Source organism: Dactylosporangium sp. NBC_01737, assembly GCF_035963215.1.
Lineage (GTDB): Bacteria > Actinomycetota > Actinomycetes > Mycobacteriales > Micromonosporaceae > Dactylosporangium.
This window is the reverse complement of record NZ_CP109153.1, coordinates 4997398-5016382: the sequence shown is the minus strand read 5'-3', so window position 1 is coordinate 5016382 and position 18985 is coordinate 4997398. Positions and strand designations below refer to the sequence as shown.

At 66.6% G+C, this 18985-nt stretch carries 15 protein-coding genes and 2 pseudogenes; 9 read left to right on the top strand and 8 right to left on the bottom strand.

The window, feature by feature from the left end; all coding sequences use genetic code 11:
- Positions 1-161: 161 nt before the first annotated feature.
- The gene (locus OHA72_RS22685; RefSeq protein WP_327009784.1) at positions 162-1277 is read right to left on the bottom strand and encodes a tyrosine-type recombinase/integrase; all 1116 of its coding nucleotides are present in this window, start codon (positions 1275-1277) and stop codon (positions 162-164) included.
- Positions 1278-1484: 207 nt separating this feature from the next.
- On the opposite strand from OHA72_RS22685, the gene OHA72_RS22680 reads away from it, so the two are divergent.
- Positions 1485-2312, top strand: coding sequence for a DUF6308 family protein (locus OHA72_RS22680; protein WP_327009783.1), 828 nt, complete (start codon positions 1485-1487; stop codon positions 2310-2312).
- Positions 2313-2469: 157 nt separating this feature from the next.
- Entirely contained in the window at positions 2470-3402 is a 933-nt protein-coding gene (locus OHA72_RS22675) for a hypothetical protein (RefSeq protein WP_327009782.1), read from the top strand.
- Positions 3403-4923: 1521 nt separating this feature from the next.
- Here the strand turns inward: OHA72_RS22675 and OHA72_RS22670 are convergent.
- The gene (locus tag OHA72_RS22670; protein WP_327009781.1) at positions 4924-5433 is read right to left on the bottom strand and encodes a hypothetical protein; all 510 of its coding nucleotides are present in this window, start codon (positions 5431-5433) and stop codon (positions 4924-4926) included.
- Positions 5434-5652: 219 nt separating this feature from the next.
- Between OHA72_RS22670 and OHA72_RS22665 the strand changes: the two genes are divergently transcribed.
- Complete coding sequence (locus OHA72_RS22665; protein ID WP_327009780.1) at positions 5653-5799, top strand: hypothetical protein; 147 nt, start codon at positions 5653-5655, stop codon at positions 5797-5799.
- Between the two features lie 558 nt (positions 5800-6357).
- On the opposite strand, the gene OHA72_RS22660 is transcribed toward OHA72_RS22665, so the two are convergent.
- Positions 6358-6936 (bottom strand): hypothetical protein, encoded by a 579-nt coding sequence (locus tag OHA72_RS22660; RefSeq protein ID WP_327009779.1) that lies wholly within the window; start codon positions 6934-6936, stop codon positions 6358-6360.
- Positions 6937-7183: 247 nt separating this feature from the next.
- Between OHA72_RS22660 and OHA72_RS22655 the strand changes: the two genes are divergently transcribed.
- Positions 7184-7369 carry a hypothetical protein gene (locus OHA72_RS22655; RefSeq protein WP_327009778.1) on the top strand — a complete coding sequence of 62 codons (186 nt, stop codon included), beginning with the start codon at positions 7184-7186 and terminating at the stop codon, positions 7367-7369.
- 46 nt (positions 7370-7415) lie between these two features.
- Here OHA72_RS22655 and OHA72_RS22650 read toward each other — a convergent pair whose 3' ends face one another.
- The 3 genes from OHA72_RS22650 to OHA72_RS22640 all read right to left on the bottom strand — a co-directional run bounded on the left by OHA72_RS22650 (position 7416) and on the right by OHA72_RS22640 (position 9380).
- Positions 7416-7793 (bottom strand): DUF7668 domain-containing protein, encoded by a 378-nt coding sequence (locus OHA72_RS22650; protein WP_327009777.1) that lies wholly within the window; start codon positions 7791-7793, stop codon positions 7416-7418.
- A gap of 352 nt (positions 7794-8145) precedes the next feature.
- Positions 8146-8907 carry a hypothetical protein gene (locus OHA72_RS22645; protein ID WP_327009776.1) on the bottom strand — a complete coding sequence of 254 codons (762 nt, stop codon included), beginning with the start codon at positions 8905-8907 and terminating at the stop codon, positions 8146-8148.
- A 140-nt stretch (positions 8908-9047) separates the two neighbouring features.
- Positions 9048-9380: a hypothetical protein gene (locus OHA72_RS22640; RefSeq protein ID WP_327009775.1), complete on the bottom strand. Its 333-nt coding sequence runs from the start codon at positions 9378-9380 to the stop codon at positions 9048-9050.
- Positions 9381-9471: 91 nt separating this feature from the next.
- Here OHA72_RS22640 and OHA72_RS22635 point away from each other — a divergent pair.
- The 5 genes and pseudogenes from OHA72_RS22635 to OHA72_RS22615 form a co-directional block, all read left to right on the top strand.
- Positions 9472-9669: pseudogene (locus tag OHA72_RS22635) on the top strand (cold-shock protein); the annotation flags it as partial.
- Positions 9670-9705: 36 nt separating this feature from the next.
- A pseudogene (locus OHA72_RS22630) lies at positions 9706-9897 on the top strand (cold-shock protein); the annotation flags it as partial.
- Entirely contained in the window at positions 9886-10431 is a 546-nt protein-coding gene (locus OHA72_RS22625; protein WP_327011641.1) for a cold-shock protein, read from the top strand. The pseudogene OHA72_RS22630 and the gene OHA72_RS22625, both read left to right, overlap by 12 nt.
- Positions 10432-10666: 235 nt before the next feature.
- The gene (locus OHA72_RS22620) at positions 10667-13762 is read left to right on the top strand and encodes a hypothetical protein (protein ID WP_327009774.1); all 3096 of its coding nucleotides are present in this window, start codon (positions 10667-10669) and stop codon (positions 13760-13762) included.
- 137 nt (positions 13763-13899) lie between these two features.
- The gene (locus OHA72_RS22615; protein ID WP_327009773.1) at positions 13900-15213 is read left to right on the top strand and encodes a protein NO VEIN domain-containing protein; all 1314 of its coding nucleotides are present in this window, start codon (positions 13900-13902) and stop codon (positions 15211-15213) included.
- A gap of 857 nt (positions 15214-16070) precedes the next feature.
- Here the strand turns inward: OHA72_RS22615 and OHA72_RS22610 are convergent.
- Both OHA72_RS22610 and OHA72_RS22605 read right to left on the bottom strand, forming a co-directional pair.
- Positions 16071-18302: a hypothetical protein gene (locus OHA72_RS22610; protein ID WP_327009772.1), complete on the bottom strand. Its 2232-nt coding sequence runs from the start codon at positions 18300-18302 to the stop codon at positions 16071-16073.
- Positions 18303-18551: 249 nt separating this feature from the next.
- Positions 18552-18773, bottom strand: coding sequence for a ribbon-helix-helix protein, CopG family (locus OHA72_RS22605; protein WP_327009771.1), 222 nt, complete (start codon positions 18771-18773; stop codon positions 18552-18554).
- Between the last annotated feature and the right edge of the window lie 212 nt (positions 18774-18985).

Below are 18985 nucleotides of genomic sequence, written 5' to 3'. Positions count from 1 at the left end.
CTCCTCCCCCGTGTCGGCCGGTGTCGCGTCATGCTTCCGTGTCCGCGAGGAGTTGATCTCCGCTGTGAGCCCGTTGTGAGCGCCTCCCGGTCAAGTGCCGTTCGTGTCGCTGCGTCCGCGCTGCATTCACGGTTGCCGAGTGGGCACACGGGTCGGTCGTGTCATGCTGCATTCAGCACCCCGGCGACCGCGTCAAGGTCGGGCGTGATGAACCCAGCGATGTCGTCCGCGGCCTGGCGACGACGGCCGGCATTGACCCGCGAGTAGTAGCGCATCAACGTCGCTGGGTCATGACCGAGACGCTCAGCTACTTCAGCAATGCCGTACCCGAGATCCAGCAGATTCGAGGCCACCACATGCCGGATCTGATGCGGGCCGAGCGGGCGCACCCCCGCGGCGACCGCGAGCTGGTTGAACCGATGCGTGACGTTGTCCGGCCGCAACGGCTGCCCCTGCCGGCCAGTAAACATGAAACCAGACGGCAGCATCTTCCCTGACCGGCGCCGGGCATCGGTCAACACCGCGAGCGTTGCCGGGTCGAGGACCAGACTGCGGGTGCCGTTGTGCGACTTGGGCGGCTTCTCCCGCACCCGACTCGTCGGATCCTCAACCACCCGCTGCCGACGCACCGTCAAGGTGGCCAAGTCCGGTTCCAGATCACGCCAGCGCAAACCACACAGCTCGCCACGACGCAGACCCGTCGTCAGCAGCAACCGCCACAACGGATACAACCGATCACCAGCAACGTGCTCATGGAACACCCGAGCCTCATCCACGGTCCACACCGGCCGCAGTTCGTCGGACTCCCGCGGCTTACCCGCACCGAGACTCCGGCCAGTCTGTTCGCCGAACGCCTTGCCCAGCACCAGATGCAACGTCCGCAGCGTGGTGCGGGAGTAGCCAGCCACCTCCAGCTGCTGGTAGGCGCGCTCGACCATCCGGCCGCTCAGCCGCGACGCCCTGATCCGACCCAGGTATGGATAGATCAGGCTCAGCAGGCAGTGGTAGTTGTACACCGTGTTCGGCTGCAACTGCTGCACCCGACCGACCAGCCAATCCTCACACAACGTCTGCACCGAATCGGACAGCCGCAGCCTCGGCCGCTGCGCGTCACGCTGCCGACACAACCGTCGATACTCGGCGAGAGCCGCCCGCTCCGTCACGAACCCGCTCCTGCGGGCCTGCATCCGCGAACCAGCACGATCCCGGCCAAGCTCCACCCGGAACCCGAACAACCCCGTCCCCGGATCCCGAACAACCACCTCAACATCGGCCATGACAACCTCCGCCGTCTCGTTGTCTGGAACGGTCCCTCCAACCCATCCGACCGCGACCCAGCACCAACCACAACAACACTCCACACGATCGGAGGAACCCCAAAACGAGTGAACCGCCTTGGCTGATCGGCGCAAACAGCACGACGGGCGCTCACTCATGACCGAGGAGCGCACGCGCGATCGTGGTCGGCCGGTACGGTCCCGTGCATGACACCAACGGCGGCTATCGACGTAACGGCGGGTTTCGCCGGTGAGGCGCTGGGGCCGGTCCCGATCGACGAGGCGGCGAACCGGATCCGGGTGTACTGCACGTCGCGGTACAGCGGCTGGGCCGTCTACGACCTGGCCGGTATCAGCGCACGGGCAGCGGGCCTCTTCACAGAGGTCTCGGCGTGGTCGCTGTTGTTCGCCAACGCGCTCAATGGCCGGGTGGAGATCACACAGCTCGCCGAATTCAACCGGGCGCTTCGGCGGGAGTTCGCCGATCGGATCGGCTCCGTCCCAGCCGACCAGGATCTGCACTCCATGACCGAAGAGGAGGTCGAGACGGTGATCCGCGCCTGCCAGTTCAAATTCAATGGCGCTTGGGCGCCGAGAATCACCAAGCTGGGTGCCCTGTACAGGCCCGCCGCGATCCCGGTGCTCGACGGCTACGTCGGGATGGCGTTCGGCTACCAGCGCGACGACCTTAGCATCACGGTGCAACGCTTCGGCCTGAACCGTCAACAGCGCATCGCCGCGATCGTCCGCGCGCTGGCCACGTACCTCCACGACCATCACGAGACGATGGCGCAGCTGCGGGCGCTGGTGTCGCCGACGGTGCCCGAGCTTGCCGCAGCACCCGGACCGCAGCAGCCACCGCTCATCCCAGACCTGCGACTACTCGACATCGTCATATGGACAGCGATGGACGACCGCATCGCTACCCGTGCAGGGAAATCACCGAAGTGGCTCGGCCGACCAGTCGGCGCCCACATCCCCAGCGAGGCCATCGCACCAGAACCCATCTATCCAGCCGGGATCAATCCACGCTGAACAGCAGCGATGCCGCCCCGTCTGGCACCCCTCCAGGAGCGGGGCAGGAGGAATGCTTTCAACCCGCGCCCGGGCAAGCAGCACGGCCGCAGGTCTCCGATCGGCCAGCGTTGCGGCAGGCGGTAGGACCGCCGGGGCGGGATCTACGATTGGCACCGTGAAGTTGGTGGCGAGTGAACCGATGCCCCTCGACCGCGCCGGCAAGGTCGACATTGTCTGCTGGATCCGGATCTACCGCGCCACAACCGCCACCGTCGTGATCGTGACGGAGGTGCCCGGCAATCCGGGCACTTCGGTGACCAACGCGATCGAACGCATCGCCGCCGCGGTCATCTCCACATACCTTCCCTCGGCCCCCCAGCACATACGGTGGTTCCTCTGCTACCCCGGCGGCGTGTTCGGCACTGAACCGACCGAGTACTCCGAGGTCGTGATCACGTCGACCGGGGAAGTTCGGTGGCCCAAAGAGGGCCGCGATATTCCACGGAACCGGATCGAGCAGGCAATCGGCGCATCTCTGGACCTTCTGCCACCCCATGAGGAGGTTCTTGATCAGGTGCTCGCCGTCGGCGGGCAGTTGCAGGAGCAATCGTCGACAGTGCGGTTCGTCGTCGTGCCGGTCTCCGACCTGCCACCACCACGAAACCCGTTCCAGTGCGTTCACCACGAGCGGTTCTGGACCTTCATGCGCGAGCACAGATACGACCACGACCGAGAAGCGCCGCGCGAAGTACGCGAGCACTTCTACACAACACTGACCCCGAACGACTATGCCGCGTGCCGCTACCACACGGCGAACTGGCGACGGATCGTCGACGAGGCGGTACGGATCGTCGACAACCTGGGCGACCAACCCGATGAAGGCACGATCGAGAGGGAGATCAACGGAAAGAGCCGGCCGGAAGACGAGAAGTGGGGCCTGTGGTCGCTGCTCGGCAGCGAGGGCTTGACGTGGTCGGGTGACGACTTCACCAACGGTCAGCACCGAGGCTGCGCCATTCGCGCGTCAGGCGCGGCCAGGATCGTGAAAGTCGTCGCGGGTCCCCCGACCGGACCGCCAAATACCTGGCGTATCACCGACGACGCGTAGGTATGCCACGGCGCCTCATCGGCTCGTCGAGCGGGACAGCAGATCTTCCCGCTCCTGTGCGTATCGAGCAGCTGCGTCACATGCGATTGAAGGCCTATGGCTGACTGCCTCCATGGCATCGCACCAGCCCAAACCAACCCGCACCGTCGCGTCGACGCGCCGAAGATCAGCAAGACTCTCCTCGACCCTGGAATTGCGATCTTGGCGTCCGCTCATGCCGATGAGCGAGCACGCGATCTTGTCGGGTCAGGGCTATTGATCCGGTATGCAGGTTCGGCCGCCGATCGCGGAGCGCAGCGAATCTTCGCCGCCTATCCGGCAGGCACCTTCGGTCAATGAACATCAGCCGGCACGCCATTGCTTCATGGGCCTTCGAGCCACCCTGGAACGAGGGTGTTGATTTACGCTCAACTTGGTGAACGGAAACGTTGTGGGGTGGATCTTTCTGCCGGGCGACGGTCGTCGGATGCACCGAACCGACCGAACCAGCCCGGGTCGAACGCTGTGCGGCTTGGGGCTTCCCCGGGGCACCACAGGAGCGCAGCACGCTCGACGAGGATTCAAGGTGTGCTCCAGATGCCAAACGGTCGAGGCGAAGCTTCCAGTTCCAAGGACCGACCGCCCTGTACCTTCCAACCTGCCGACCTCGCAGGTTCACGTGACCAGCAAGCAGCCTATGGGCTGGGTACAACTGAGCAAACCCCCGAATGTTCTACATCGTCCTGATCCGGACAATCCCAATAGGGTGATGTGCGGCCCAGCGATGACGGGCAAGCGAACTATCCACCTCGCCCGACCACAGCCCTGGCCAGCATGCCCGCTGTGTCAGCACCGTCTCGACGAACGTGCCGAGCGAGTCCGTCGTCAAAAGCGCGGCGTGGATTCAGCGGCCGATCGAACCTTTCGTCCGCTGGTATCAGCCCGCGTACAGCGCAGGCTCGCAGCCGGTCGTGTACTCGGGGACGGGCCGACTGGAGTAGCTGGGAGCTGGCAGCTGCCAATCGGCTGGGTACGCCTCGATGATCGTTCGGTCTGGCACCAGCCGCATCCAGAACGGATCAACCAGGTAATGTGCGAGCTACGGCTGCCTGCCAAAACCCCAGTACTGCGACGACGCATCGGCAGTAGGCGAACCTGTCACGACTGTCAAGCTATGCGTGCTGCCGCGCTGACGGAGATACGAGAACGCGATCGCCAGGACGACAACCGGCGGCGACCGCCGATCGCAACTGATCGGGTCCTGGAGCCGCTGCCACTGCGGACCGTGCGAGGCGGGTTGCCCAGTTTGGGTCGACGTCGCTGAGCAGACCAACTGGCCGGCTCGCAGCCGTCCGAATGCAGCGGCACCTCCCAGGCACAGACTCGCCAGATCTCGATCCGGTACGCTTCGCCGCCGTCGAGCGCCGCCAGCAGCGCATGCCGCGTCCAGTAACAGACCGAAGGTGCGAACTCAGGCCGCCGTCAGCCACTCCGGTTCGGTGTACGGCTTGAGCACCTGGTCGCGCTGGATTCACTGGCGCCTCATCGCCCGCGCTCCACCTGCATCCTCTGCCGCAGCTTGGCGACGAATTCTTCATCCTGCCCGGTCGCCATCCTGATGAAAATCGCAGCACGACGTATGCGCCGTAGCCGCGAAATCCTATGAGTGCGATTCCACCGAGCATGTGAGTGGAACCGTTCCCAGGCTGCCTGCCGGCTGACGCCGAGCACCTCGGCGACCTGTTCCCAGGTCATCCGGTAAGAGCGGGCAAGCTCAACTTCCAACTCCAGTAGCCGCTCTGCAGCCGTCGAGATTTCCGCGACAGCCGCGATCCAGCTGGCGAACTGAGGCTGCAAGTGCTCCTCCTCGCCCGGGCGCCGTTCGGTCGCGCTCGCGGCGACGCGATGCTCGTGGGCTACGTCGTTCAGCGCAGCACCGAGACTCGACAGAGCATGTGCATGAGCCTTCAACGTGTTTCGGTATGTCCGCGCCATGCCACAAACTTTGTCAGGTTTTTCCTGACAGCCAAAGTTGATGTTTTGGCTGGTCAAGCGTTCCGACGAGATCTGGGAGCAAACGTCCCCAGTCACGTTGCTCTGGTTCTGCAGCGGGGTGAATCTAGGGGGCATCTCGATGGAAGGACGTCGCTAGCCATGGCCCCAAAAGTCTCAGCTGTCTCACCTCCGCAGGCGGAGACCAAAGCTCGCCCGCCGTCCCAGCAACCCGACCCGCCACGTGCGCTTTGGAGTGCGATCATCCTTCTCGCGGCGGTGATCGTCGGCGCTGCAGGCGGTCTGCTCTCCTTCGCCGGCGGGTTGCCAGTTCCCTTGGCGATCGTCACTGGCGGCGGCGCCTTCGGCGGGACCGTTGCGCTGCTGCTTACGTTGGCGAACTTTCTTGCCGGGGAGGGGAATTGAAGCGTCACTCCTGGTCGGAATTTGTCCCCGCCAGATGGCCGCGCCTCAGATCCCCCTCAGCCCATTGTGCCGATGTACTGATCTGCCGCTGCGCGCTCGTTGGCGAACGTCCTGGGCGCTCGCGGCCAGTGGCGCCGCTCTGGTGTCGCGATCTCGTTCGCAACGAACGCGGTCAGCTTGAGGCGTCGCCGTGGCGGATGCCGGCTCGGTGGCGGTACTCGAGTATGTCCATCGAGTGGGGGCAGGTTGATGGGCGGATCGGTCGCCCGCATCGCCAGCAGGCCCGTATGTTGCCGCAGCGGACGGCGTCGTCGATCGTCTTTTGGGTGGCGGCGGGCAGTGGCTCCCAGGTCGCGGTGGCGGCGCACAGACCGCACAGCGTGTTGACGCGGCCAGGAAGGCTCGTCTTGCTTCGAGGGACTGGTACACCAACCCGCCGACCCAGCTCTGAACAACACTCACAGCGCGGAGGTGCCCGACCGTCTGGTCGGGCCCCTCTGCGCTGTGGGCTGCCGCGCCCCTTCCTGATGCGCGCGGCAGCCCAAGATCACCCCGTCGTCACCACTCGGGCTGCCATCCCGCCAGCGGCACGAGCAGCGATTCGGCGCACTCGCAGGGCATTCGCAGGTACGTCTGCGGCTCGTAACCGGGGGTATACGCCGGCACCGGGTTCCACGTCCGTCCCCAGCAGAGCGGACACAGCGGCTGACCGGCCTGCTCGGCGCGATCGGCGATCTCCGCCACCACCTCGGATGGGTCGCACCCCCGACCCTCCGGGTCGTCGTGCTCGCTGGGCTGGCATCCGGTGTGGTTCTCGAGCCCGCACCCTCCGCAGTCGACGCACAGCATCTCGCAGAGGATCTCGATGCCAGCATCGGTGCGTACCGGGTGCAGGTCGCCGAACTGGACGCCGCTGCCGCGGCAGAGACCGCACCGTTGCCCCCGGAAGGTGGCCGGCGGCCGGGGAAGATAGAGCTGTGGTGCCGGGGCGAACTGCGCCGCCGATTTGGTGTACTTGCCGGTCAGTGCGGTGTGGTCACGCACGTTCTGCTTCCGGCGACGATCTTTGACCATGACGACTCCAAACACGGGAGACCCACGCCCGCCCGGGTTAGCCGTTGACAGGTCGTTGCGCACGCGATTCCGAGAACCTTGCCCTCGGGCGCCAGCGGACAGCGTGGGTGTCCGGATCGGCTCGGGGAGGGGCCAGCGTACTCGGCCCGCCCGTGATAGTACGCAAAGCCGCGACGCACGCCAATACCCGGTCCAGGTGACACGCGCGTCTGGCGGGTGACCGCAGTCCGCGTCGTCATCGTCGAAGGCAAGCAGAGACGGCCGTCAGCATCTTCTCCACCTTGTGGTCGGAGGCGATGCCGTGGCGGCGATGACGGATTACCTCAGCTTCATTCTGAATTCCGGTCGGCAAGACGGGTCGCGGTCCGTCGTTGCCGCCGCCATGGAGCACCTGGGTTCGGACCCCTTGATCGATCCCACCGATGACGGCCGTTGGCGGTTTCGTGACGTGCATGACGTCGCCGTACGCCTTCGTAATGCGTTTCGGCAGGAGTGACCGACCGTCCGCAGGTGCACGCATCTGCCGCGGGTTGGGTGCTTCGTCAAGGCACGTAGACGAGATGCACGCGAAACTGGTAGTCGGGTGCGTTGTCGAAGACATCGACGTCGAGCACGAGATCGCTTCGTCCGTCCTGCTCGGTCCATAGGTCGACCAGGCATTTCCAACGGTCGCCGTACCACCGGGCGACCGAAGTGCGCCACGCCTCGTCCGGCAAGCGGGTCAGCGTTGCATGACCGTAGTCATCGACGGCCTGCAGGTATCGCTGCGTGTCGGCGTTGGACACAGGGTCCACCCCAGGCAGGCCGGCGGCCAGAACGATGTCGCGGCGCCTGAGCGAGTCAACGATCGCCCGCAGCGTCGGTCGCCATACTTCGGGAACGGCCGACTCGACGTGCTCGTCTTTCACCGGGTCACCCACCGGACTGATCGTAGCGATGGAGGACGCTGATGCAGGAAGTCGACTACTGGGTACGGCTGGTTCCGCCTCTGCGCTGAGTTCCGCAGCTTTGCCGACCGCCGACTGCGCAGTAACTCCGACACCGACTGGTCGACGTTGCTGCCCGGCGACCGGTCGAGGGGTTGGCTATCGCCCGATCCTGAGCACAAGACGACCATCGACCCTCTCGGCGGCTACACGGAGGACTGAGCATCCTCATCTGCCGCCGGTCGGGCGCTCCGCCACGGCTTGCCACATGCTTATGTCCAGCATGCGATCCGTGGCACAAGCGCATCGGCTGTACGGGTCGTCCGTCGGCTCGTCACATGAACGATCAGGCCTCCCGGATCACGGCCTTAAGTATCGTTCCGGCGATGCGCGCGGCATCGGCAAGCGGGACAGTTCTGTCGCCAGCAGGGTTGGCGGTCCGTGCGGCGATGACCAGCTGCCGCAACTGTTCCCCCAGCGCCATCGCGCCGGCGTGGCCGAGGTCCGTGCTGAGCCATCGGAGCCATTCCGCGATGAGGTCTGCCTCATATCCGTTCTGCCGTGTCTCGATCAAACTGCGGTCCGACAGCAGGATGATCGCGGCCGCAAGTCGCTTATGTGGTGAGTCGTGGCCGTCCAACGCCAGACCCCGTTGGTTGGCCAGGTGCATCCCATCTCGGTCCGACGTGAGGACGTCGAAGAGTACTGGCCCGGTATTGGGCAGTGGCCTCACCTGCGCGTCAGCGGCGATGTCCAGCCCGACGTAGACGTGAGACGCGTATCCAGGGTCATCGACCCGAACGATCACCCGCTGTGGACCTGTGTGCGAGATCCGCTGCGTCCATCGCCGGAGCCCTTCGATATCACCGACGCAGATCCGGTAATCCTCGAGTGTCAGGTCGCCGTCGAAGACGAGCGCCCCGAGCATCGGCATCGAACCCGACCAGAATGACACCCGGGTATGACCAACCTGGCCACGTGTCTTGACCGCCACGTGCCGCCCGTCGGTGTCGGCAGGGCCGTCGCCCCAGTCCAACTCTGGCCAGCCGGTCGACCCCACGATGAGGACAGCATGGTTCGCGTACACCTCGACCGCGCCTGTCAACATCTACAACCAGTCTCCGCAATGAACAGCTCGGCAGGCAGGTGCCTACAGCCATGGCCACAACATAGCGCGAGCCACCGATGCCGCAAGATCGGGCGCGCACATCTGCCGCTATCAATGCGCCGTTGGTTATCGAGGGCTGGTCACGTTGCGCCGATGGGGCAGGGGCACGTCTCGTCCTGGTGCTTGTAGTCGTCGGAGCGGGGATGACCGCAGTAGCAGATGCTGAGCAGCGTGTGCTGGGGGTCGGTGGACTGGTCCGGGTCAGCGCCGCACGCCGGGCACGGTGTCGGCGCGTCTGGACCGGTCACCGTCGGCGCTGAGCGGGCCCACCAGGCAACGACGCGCTCGGCCACGGAGTCGAACTCATCGTCGGCCACGTCGAGCGGCCGCGCGGCGGGCGGGCCGGCGCGACGAGCCGGTCGGAGTCGTTCGCGACCGCCACCCGCGTCCTGGCCGCCTACGACCTCCTGCAACCGACTGACCGTGGCCGGTCCCGGTGGTCCCGGGCACGACGACGTCAGCGAGACTGGGAGCAATGCCGCTCTAACGACCTGGAGCTTTCCTATGCCGCACGGGATCGTCCGCTGGTTCGACGCCGAACGGGGGTTCGGCTTCCTCGCGCCTGACGACGGATCACCAGACGTGTTCGTGCACGCCTCCGAGATCGTCGGGGACGGCGGCTCGAAGGTGCTCCGTGAGGGCCAGGCCGTCGAGTTTGAGGCCGGCAAAAACGACCGCGGTCCCCAGGCGCTGCGCGTGCGCGGCACCGCCGAGCAGGCCGCTGGCGGTGCCGTGGGCCTGCTCGGCACGGTCAACTGGTACGAGCCGACCAAGGGGTACGGGTTCGCATCGCCAGACGGCGGCGGCCCCGACATCTTCGTGCACAGCTCGGCCATCGTGACCGGCGGCGTGGTCAGCGACGGGCAGCGGGTGGCCTTCGTCGTCGTCGACGGCGAGCGCGGCCCGCAGGCCGCGCACGTGATCCCGCTCGGTCCTGGGGCCGGCCTGTCCGCCACGGCAGGCGGTGCCGACGGGGCGGACGGAACCGTCTCCTGGTACGACGAGGACAAGGGCTTCGGCTTCATCGCCCCCGACTCCGGCGCCGGGGACGTCTTCGTCCACGCCCGGTCCCTGGCCGAGGGCCTCACCTGGCTGACAGAGGGCGACCGCGTGGCGTACGAGGTGGTCAGCAGCGACAAGGGCCCGCAGGCCCGCGACGTGCAGCTGGTCCGAGGGGCCGAGCCCGCGCCGCCACCGCGACGCCCGGCACCGGCCGGGCCGCCACCCGCCAGGAGTAAGCCGCCGTCACGGGGCGTGCCCGCACGCGCGGGCCACGGCGTCGTCGCACGGTACGACGGCGACCGCGGGTTCGGTTTCATCACCCCGGACGCCGGAGGCGACGACCTGTTCGTCCACGTATCCGGGGTCGCCGGGTCGGAACCGCTGCAGCAGGGCGACCAGGTCCGGTACACGGTGCGTCAGAGCGACCGGGGCCCGCAGGCCGACCGCGTGGAGCGCCTCTGACACCTCTGAACACATGCTCATCTGCCGCGACTCGCGCGTTGGCGCGTGCCTGCCGTGGTGCGTAGGACCCGCTGAGCATACTGGTCCGATGGCGACACGAGCGGGTATCGATCCGTGGGCATTCTGTGCGACGGACGCAAACTTGCGGACGCCTCCGACACCTGGCGGTCCGGGAAACTGCCCGCCAGGTGGTGACCTCGATCTGCATGTCGGCTGGGATCGTTTCGAGAAGCTCATGCTGGACCTCGTCCAGCGGGTGCTTGGGCTGCGCGGTGTCCGGTTCCGCCGCTACGGGCGGCTTGGCCAGAAGCAGCACGGCATCGATCTGGCCGGCAGAGATCCTGATGGCGCCTACGTGGTGGTGCAGTGCAAGGACTACAAGTCCTTCACGAAGGCCGACCTGCAGAGGGCCGTCGCTGCCTTCACGTCCGGCCGCCGCCCGTTCGACGCGACCCACCTGATTGTGGCGACGTCGGCAAACACCGAGGCGACGCAGGTATTCGACGAATTGTCTACGTTGCAGGGCAGTCATCCCGAACTGGCGCTCGACCTATGGGGCGCCGAGCAGATCAACGATCATCTGCGACGCAATGCTGACGTGGTCGTCCGCTTCTGGACCCGGGAGACCGCAGCCACCTTCTGCACCGCGCCGCTGCCCGGTGTGCCCGCTCCCCCACCGGACCGCCAGTTGCAGGCCGACCGCATCCTCGTCGGCCCTCTGAAGACGCCAGACGTCCTGCTCAAATTGCAGACAGCTGACCGTAAGCGAGATACCGCACCTGATGAGTCCGCCGAGCTCTACCGCGAACTGGCGGAGCAGTTGGAAGCTGCGCGGCATCGAGGGCACGCAGCGGTGCTGCGCGGCCGGCAGACCGGTGCGCTTCGGGATGCCGGCCGGCCGGTGGAAGCTGCTGCGGTGACTGCCCGCTTGGCTGTTGACGCGATCCACCGGGGCGAGCGCGATGAGGCCAGGCGTTTGCATCATGTGCTGACCAAGATCGTCGCCGAAACAGCCAGCGACACTGACTCTGAATCCGTTGAGCCGCATCGGCACGCGGCACTCGTGTCGACGGCCGTGGAGTACGTCGGCGATCCGCTCGGCCGACCCGATCATCTCCTCGACGCACTATCCGACCCGGACGCAGAGACGGTGCCGTACCACGCAGAGCTGGTGCTCATACTTGCCGAAGGAGTCGCGGCCTGCCTTCCTCAGCGACTCCACGACCTTGACGGATTGCTGCGTTCCGCCGTGCAGCGGCTTGGCGCCGACAATCTGAGCGAGTTCGGTGTTCGGCTGCGCCTCGTCGTCGCGGAATACGACCAGGACGAGCGGCGCATCCTGCGAGGAGTCGCTCGCAGACATGAAGTTTCCGGACGCCTGACGGCGCTGATCAGCGCGCGTGAGGCCCGTCGTTGCGCGCAGGAAAGCCAGCTTGACGACGCGGTCGTGCATTGGCGCGACGCCGTGTACTACGGCATCCACGACGGCCTGGCCGAAGACGCTGCGGATTGGCTGTACGCCGTTCGGACCCTTAAGTCCTTACTCGGACTGCCCATCGGCGGAGCCGAAGATGAGCACCACCTCGCGCAAGCGTTACGGCACACGGCTTCGGACCGCCTCCTCGACCGCGCTCGGCACCCCAGCGAGCAAGCACGCGCCGCGGTCCTAGAGAAGCATCCCAACGTGGCGGTGCTGCACGCACGGCAATGGCTCACCGATGCGTTCATCACCGGCAGCTGGGCCAACGAACTGGAGGCCGAGCGCTTCCTCGGTGACCTCTACCGGGACAACACCGAAATCGAGCTCGCCGCTGAACTCCTCGCCAGGTCCGGCAGCACCACGAATCTGGAAGCACTTGCCGAACAGGCCGGCGACCGTCTTATCCCGGTCAGACTCGACCGAGACGAGCCATGGTGGACCACGCATGCGCGGATCGCGCTCGCCATCGCTCAAGCAGACCTCCTGCCCGACGATGCCGCTGCGGCACTCCTCGCAGAACTCACTGACCTCGCGGTCCGCGGACGTGACGGCGAACTCATCGACCGATACGGCGGTGACGGGCTGACCCAGCGGGCCACGAACGGCGCCTGCGCCATCGCCCACCGCTCGACCGCCGCGGACGCGGCGGCCGTGCTCGAACTGCTCGCACAAGACGTGCCACGCGAACCGAACCGATTCAAGAACAGCGACGACGCGCACGCCGCCGCCTGCGTTGAGATCGCTGTCGCCCATCCGAGTCTGGCAGTTCCGGCGCTGACGCGGCTCTTTGACCTCGCTGGCCACGGCGTCAGGAAGGCCATCAACCTCACCATTGACGACCGGACCCTGAATCTGATCAAGGGCAGCGCCGGTTCCAGCGGCCCGATTCTCCCGATCCTCACCAGTCAGCAGCGCGGCGTGCTCAGAACTGCTGCGCTACAACTCGCCGAAGGCCAGCTGCCGATCGTTCATATACTTCGCCACGAACTGGCGCCCGACTGCCCCGCCGCCCAGCAAGCAGCACGCCTGGCACGTGACCGCATCCTGACGCGCCCAGACCCTAACCCTGGGCACACCACATTCGGCTCGATGATCATTACCGACGCCTACCTCGCCGGGCTCCTTGAGCAGCCAGATCGAACAGCATGCCTGGCGAAACTCCTCAATATCGCCGAGGACATCCGCGAGGCGGCAATGAACAGGCAGAACGCCTTGGACGCAGCGGCCAACCTCGTCATCACCGCAGAGCCAGAGGCAAGAGCAAACGCCTTCCAACGCAGCAAGCAGTTCGTCACCGGAGCCCAGGACGGCAGCGCCTACGACGACGAAGTGACCGGACCGGCCCATCCCCTGAGCTTCATCCGGACCTCGCTCGGGACAGCAACCCTGCGCGGACAAGGCCTGCGACTCGCCGGCTGCGCAGCAAGCGATGACAACGACCGCCGATGGGTCCGCGACCAAGCAGTGGTTGCGCTCCGCAGCGACGACGACTTCCTTGTGCAACATGCCGCCCTAGCCCTGGCGGCGATGGAAACCGTCACCTCCGAACTCAACGCAAACCTCCTCGCCGCGCACCGACACGTGAACGTACGGCAGCTCAGCGCACACATGTGCGTTCGACAACCAGAACGCCACCGAGAAACCGCCCTCGGCCTCACCAAAGACCGTGAGCCGCGAGTCCGACGGGTCCTCGCCGAAGCAGCCGCACGAGCCCACGCCCAGAACCCCGCCGGTTTACAAGAACTCATCGAGATCCTTGTAACCGACGCCCGCCACAGCATCCGCACGATTGCTCAACCAAACGTGGCGGCAAGCCGTGAATTTGGTGGCCCGATCCCGACAGGCCGCTGACCGTACGCACTTGCCACACTGCGCAACTCCTGCCGCGATCGAGCATGCCCATCGAGCGCCAATAGCCGTCCTTGTCGACACACCAGCCGACGGAAGGGTCGATGGCAACCAGTCGGCGAGAGCGACAGGATGCTCGGGTGGCTGTGAACTTTGTGTTGACCGAGGCGCGTGATGTGTCGGCAGGTGACCCGCTCGGTCGGAGGTGGGTGGGGTGGGATGCGACTGCCACCGACGATGAGATGTGGGAGATCAATCGCGGTGTGTGGAAGCTCGGGGACAAGGTTGATCGCGAACGATTCGCCACGCTGTCGTACGACGGCCGGGTGCAGGTCGTTGCGGAGATCGACGGCCGCACCCGCCACGACGTTGGCGGCGTGACGAAATGGGCACTGACCGGACATGTACTACGCCCGGGTGACCCAGTCCACGACGCGCTGAAAGGCACGCCCGCGCCCCGGCACCGCAACCCGGTGGGCTACTTCGACACCGCAACGCTCGACTCGATGCCGGCAGCACAGCGAGCCGTTCTCCAGCCACGGAACCCAGCCACGATGATCGCGACGTGGAACCCCAAGAAGTGGAACCCCGACAACTGGGCCGAGGAGGTATACCCCAGCAACGTCGAAACCGTCGGCGCCGGCCGGGTGCTGCGCGGCCGATGGTCCACCGGCAACCGGAAGTCCGACATCGAACCGGGCGACCGGATCTTCTTCCTCCGCCAGGGCATGGAGCCACGCGGCATCGTCGGCAGCGGCACCGCCGCCAGCCGGATCTTCCCAGACGAGCAGTGGGACGACGAACGCGCCGGCAACGACGCCAACTACGTCCTGATCGACTGGGACACGCTCCTGCTGCCAGACGAAGGGCTACCCCACCCGCATCTGATCGCGGCGATACCGGAAGGTGGTGGTTGGGCGCCCCAGGCCAGCGGTTGGATACTGCCGCCGGCTGCCGCGACCAAACTCGAGACGCTCTGGGCGCAGCACCTCGGCCAGCCGCAACCACTCCCCCAGCGCGGCGCATCACGCCAAGGCTGGCAGATGGACCCCGTCCGCCGCCGCAAGGTCGAAGACGCCGCCCAGGACCGGCTGATGACCTACTACCGCGATCTCGGCTGGGACGTCAAAGACGTCCGACACGGCAACCCCTACGACGCCACAGCCACCAAAGATGGCCGCACCCTCTGGCTCGAAGCGAAAGGCACCGAAACCAACGGCACAGCCGTCATCGTCACCCACGGAGAGGTGCAATGGGCCCGAGAACACCCCGGCGACTGCATCCTCGGCATCCTGTCCGACGTCACCTTCCTGCCGGACGGCGAAGTCGACCCAGCCGCCGGAAACTTCCGCATACTCGAGTGGAACCCAGACAACGGCACCCTCACACCACGCAACTTCGACTACACGCCACCGACGACCACCGACACGAGTGACACAGACCTCGCGGGCTAACCCAGTACGAACGTCACGCTCGTTCGCGGGAGATCACCGTACGGGCGTACGTGTCACAGATGTGTCATGACCATCCACAGTGGACTTTGGACGGCCCGCAACGGTTAAGGGGCCGCTCCCCAGACGAGCGTCGATAGGTGCGCACCACAAAAGTCCTGCTCAGACTGAATTTCATCCGATCATCACGGCACCTGAACTGGACGGCGCAGACCCGTGCGCTAACGGGTCCGAGCGAGATCAACAGGCCGCCCAGCAGCAATTTTGCCGAAACAGTACGCGCGTACGTGCAAAATCTAGTGTCATGACGCGACCGATACATTGACCGCGGTCAACAAAAAAGGCCAGCTGAGCTGGCCTTTAGTAAAGTCGGGACGGCGGGATTCGAACCCACGACCCCTTGACCCCCAGGGCATCGGACCGGTTCCACTGTGGAGTGTCGGCTCGCGTCGGCCTGTGTTCTCACATCCAAGTGACCTGCCCATATTAACACGGCTGCGTGTTGGCCGGTGTTGCGTCATGCTTCCGTGTCCACCTGGAGTTGATCTCCATTGTGAGCGCGTTGTGAGCGCACTCCAATCAAGTGCCGTTCGTGCTGCTGTGTCCATACCGGCTCTCAACCCGGCCGCCCGCGACGCCGACCGTATTGTCCTGACGGCGACCGGTGCTCGGCATCGACCGTGGCGGTGCCGGCCGACAGGAGGTCGCCCGCAGCGTCGAGGAACTGGACGGCTTCCTCGGGTGCGACCAGGTCGACGATAACCAGCCGTAGAGGTCGCCTCGCAACACGTTCGCGTGGTCGTGCGAGGAGATCGAGCGCCGTCTGTACGCCAGGACCGCTGACCCGCCAGCGGGCGCCGTCACCGGATTCTGACGCTGCTTCCCTTGGCCATCAACCCTGACGCTCGGTACAACGGTGCGGCCATCAATGGGTCGGACCCGGTTGGGTACACCGTGAGAACGAGGGCGTCGTTGGCGCCCTGGGTAAGCCGGTCGCCGTCGATCGCCTCCACGGTGAACGGGTGAACGGTCGTCGCCCCGTCGACGGTCACTACGGCGGTGCCGCCGAACCTGGCGCGGGAGTTGCCGGGCCCGTCGACGACGAGCCACGTGAAGCTCTCGGCGTTCAGGCTGAACGCGTGGCATCCCTGCTCACTTGGGGTGCCGCAGCGGGTGCCGGTGCGATAGGTGAAGACGAAGTCGTTGCGGACGTCCAGCACGCCGCCCTTGTGCTCGACGGTGAACCCGTAGTCGGCGGCGTCGGCCTGGCCGGCGCTGGTCAGCCCGGGCACCACGTCGCCGTTGGCGAGGCTCGGCACGAGGTCTTTCTTGTTCTTGCCGGTGGCAGCCAGGGGCGACGTCGTGTCGTGCAGGACGAGCATGGTCGTCGCCGCGGCGCTCCAGTTTCCCGCCGCGTCCCGCGCGCGCACGCCCACGGTGTGGACCCCGACGTCGAGACCGGCCCCGATCACGGCCGACAGGCTGCCATCGCCGTACGCCACCGGCGTGCCGTAGCCCGGCCCGGGATCGGTGCCGACGAAGTACTCGCCGCCCGCCACGCCCGACAGCGCGTCGCCAGCCGCGACGGTGAGGGTGGCGCTGCTCCCGACGGCCTGCGGGTTGGCGGACCACGTCGCGGCCCCGGTCGTGGGTGCGGTCCGATCAATGCTGATGGGTACGCTGCCGACGGCGCAGTTGCCTGACGGGTCACAGCTCGGCTCGCTGGTATAGGCGACCGCCGCGCCCTCGGTCGACGCGATGGTAAGCGCCGGCTGCGTCGCGCTGCCGCCGTTGTCCGTCGCGGTCCAGGTGACCGTGACGTCGCCGGTGTACCAGCCGCCGGCGCCGGGCTCCCGGTCGGGTGCCCCCGTGACGACGGGCGGCGTCGTGTCGCGCACCGGGAGGCTCAGGTCGGCCAGGTGGATCTGGCTCGTACCGCTGCCCCGGTACGAGGTGTACAGCAGCACACTGGCGTCCGCGCTGAGTTGGAGGCCCTCGCCCTGCTGCGTCAGGGCAACCAGTTGCGTGGTCTCGCCGGCGGACAGGTCGGCGATCCAGGCCGCGCCGCCATGGAAGACACCGGGCGTACGGGTGAAGTACGTGAGGTACCGACCGCTCGCGTCGAACGACAGGCTGCTCAGGTCGAACTGCACCTGAGGGCCGTCGGCGACGACGGTGCGCTCGCCGGTCATCAGGTTCAGCACGTCGAGTTCGGTCCCGCTCGCGTAGTAGGCCAGCTTGGTGTTGTCCGGGCTGAGAACCCCGGCCATGCTCATCGGCTCGGGCAGCAGACGGTCCGAGCGGTCGGCGCCGGTGTCATAGCGGTACAGCCCGGTGCTGGAGTTGTAGATGACGTAGTGACCGTCCCGGCTGACGGCCGGGAAGCTCACGTAGGACGACGCCGGCGGCGACAGCTGCATGGTCCGGCCGGTCGTGCGGTTGTGGACGTACGAGGTCTGCGTCGGGTAGGCGCCCTGCGAAGGGAGGCTTACCAGGCCGCTGTAGGCGATGACCGTACCGTCGTCGCTGATGCTGGCCCGGAGGTAGGCCGTCGCGCTGTACAGGCTCGGCAGGGTGATCAGCGTCGTCGTGCCGGTCTGCCGATCGCGCAGGAAGATGTCGCGGAAGCCGCAGAAGCAGGTGCTGACGACGACCGGCCTGCCCGGGGCGAGGTTAGTCGAGTCCGACACGAACAGCACGAAGCGGGCGTCCGCCGACATGCCGAGCAGGACACCGCCCCGGTTGGCGGGCGTGCCGTCGCTGGCGCGGCTCACGACGTCAACCGTGTGTTGCTGGCGGCCGTAGAGGTAGACCTGCGCGTAGGTGGCGTTCGCATTGCCAGGGTCAGTGGGCAGCGCCAGGTCGGGCCGGAGGTTCGTTGCGGAGGAGGTGAACGCGACGTACCGCGCGTCGGGCGTCATGACTGCCTGGACGCTCTCGGCGTCGGCCGGCTCGCCGGCCGGCGTGACGCTGACCGTCGTCGTGCTGGTAACGCTGACGCCGGTGTTGGCCCAGGCGCGGGGCGCGGGGCCACCGACCGCCTGCACCGCAAGAAGTGCGAGAGCCACAACCACCGTTGCCAGTCTGCGCATGACGCTCCTGTCAGTGCCCGCGCGACAGGGTACCCGCGTGTCGCGGACGCGGAACCCATGCGCCGGGGCAGCGTTCGGCCGGGAAGATAAACCGATTATTGACCCACCACCGATCCTGCGAGTCGGTCGAATGGGTCGTGGTGCCGCCGCCTCGGCCGGACGTCGACCGCCCATGGAGCCTGTGTCAATGCCAGGTCGGGCGACTGCTTCCGTGGGCGGCGCGGCGTTCGGAAGAGCCTCGCCGCAGAACTACGCCGCCTCGGCGTCGTTGCCGAACTGGCCGGCAACGACCTTCCGTAGTACCTCGAGCGCTTGTTGCGCGTCGTCGGGCCCTACCGGCGCCGTCCGCTCCCTGATGTAGGACGCCAGCGCCTCCCGGATGACGTCCGAGCGTCGCGCGTGCTGCACGTCCGCGAGGCTGTCCAGCTCGTCCACCATCGCGACCGGCAGCCGGACGCTGATCAGTGCCATCGGCCCGTCCGCTGCCGGGGAGGTCACTCCGCCTGAAACAGGCGCTAGACGGTTCGATGTCCGAGTCCTGGCCGACGCGAAGGCCTTCGTCGCCGAATTCGATGCGTGTGACTGGCGATGCTGTCCAATCAGGTGGATCATTCGGCCTGCTGCAGGCTGGATCATGGAGGGACAGCCCGGACGGAGGCGCCTGGCGGTCTTGGCTGGGCGAG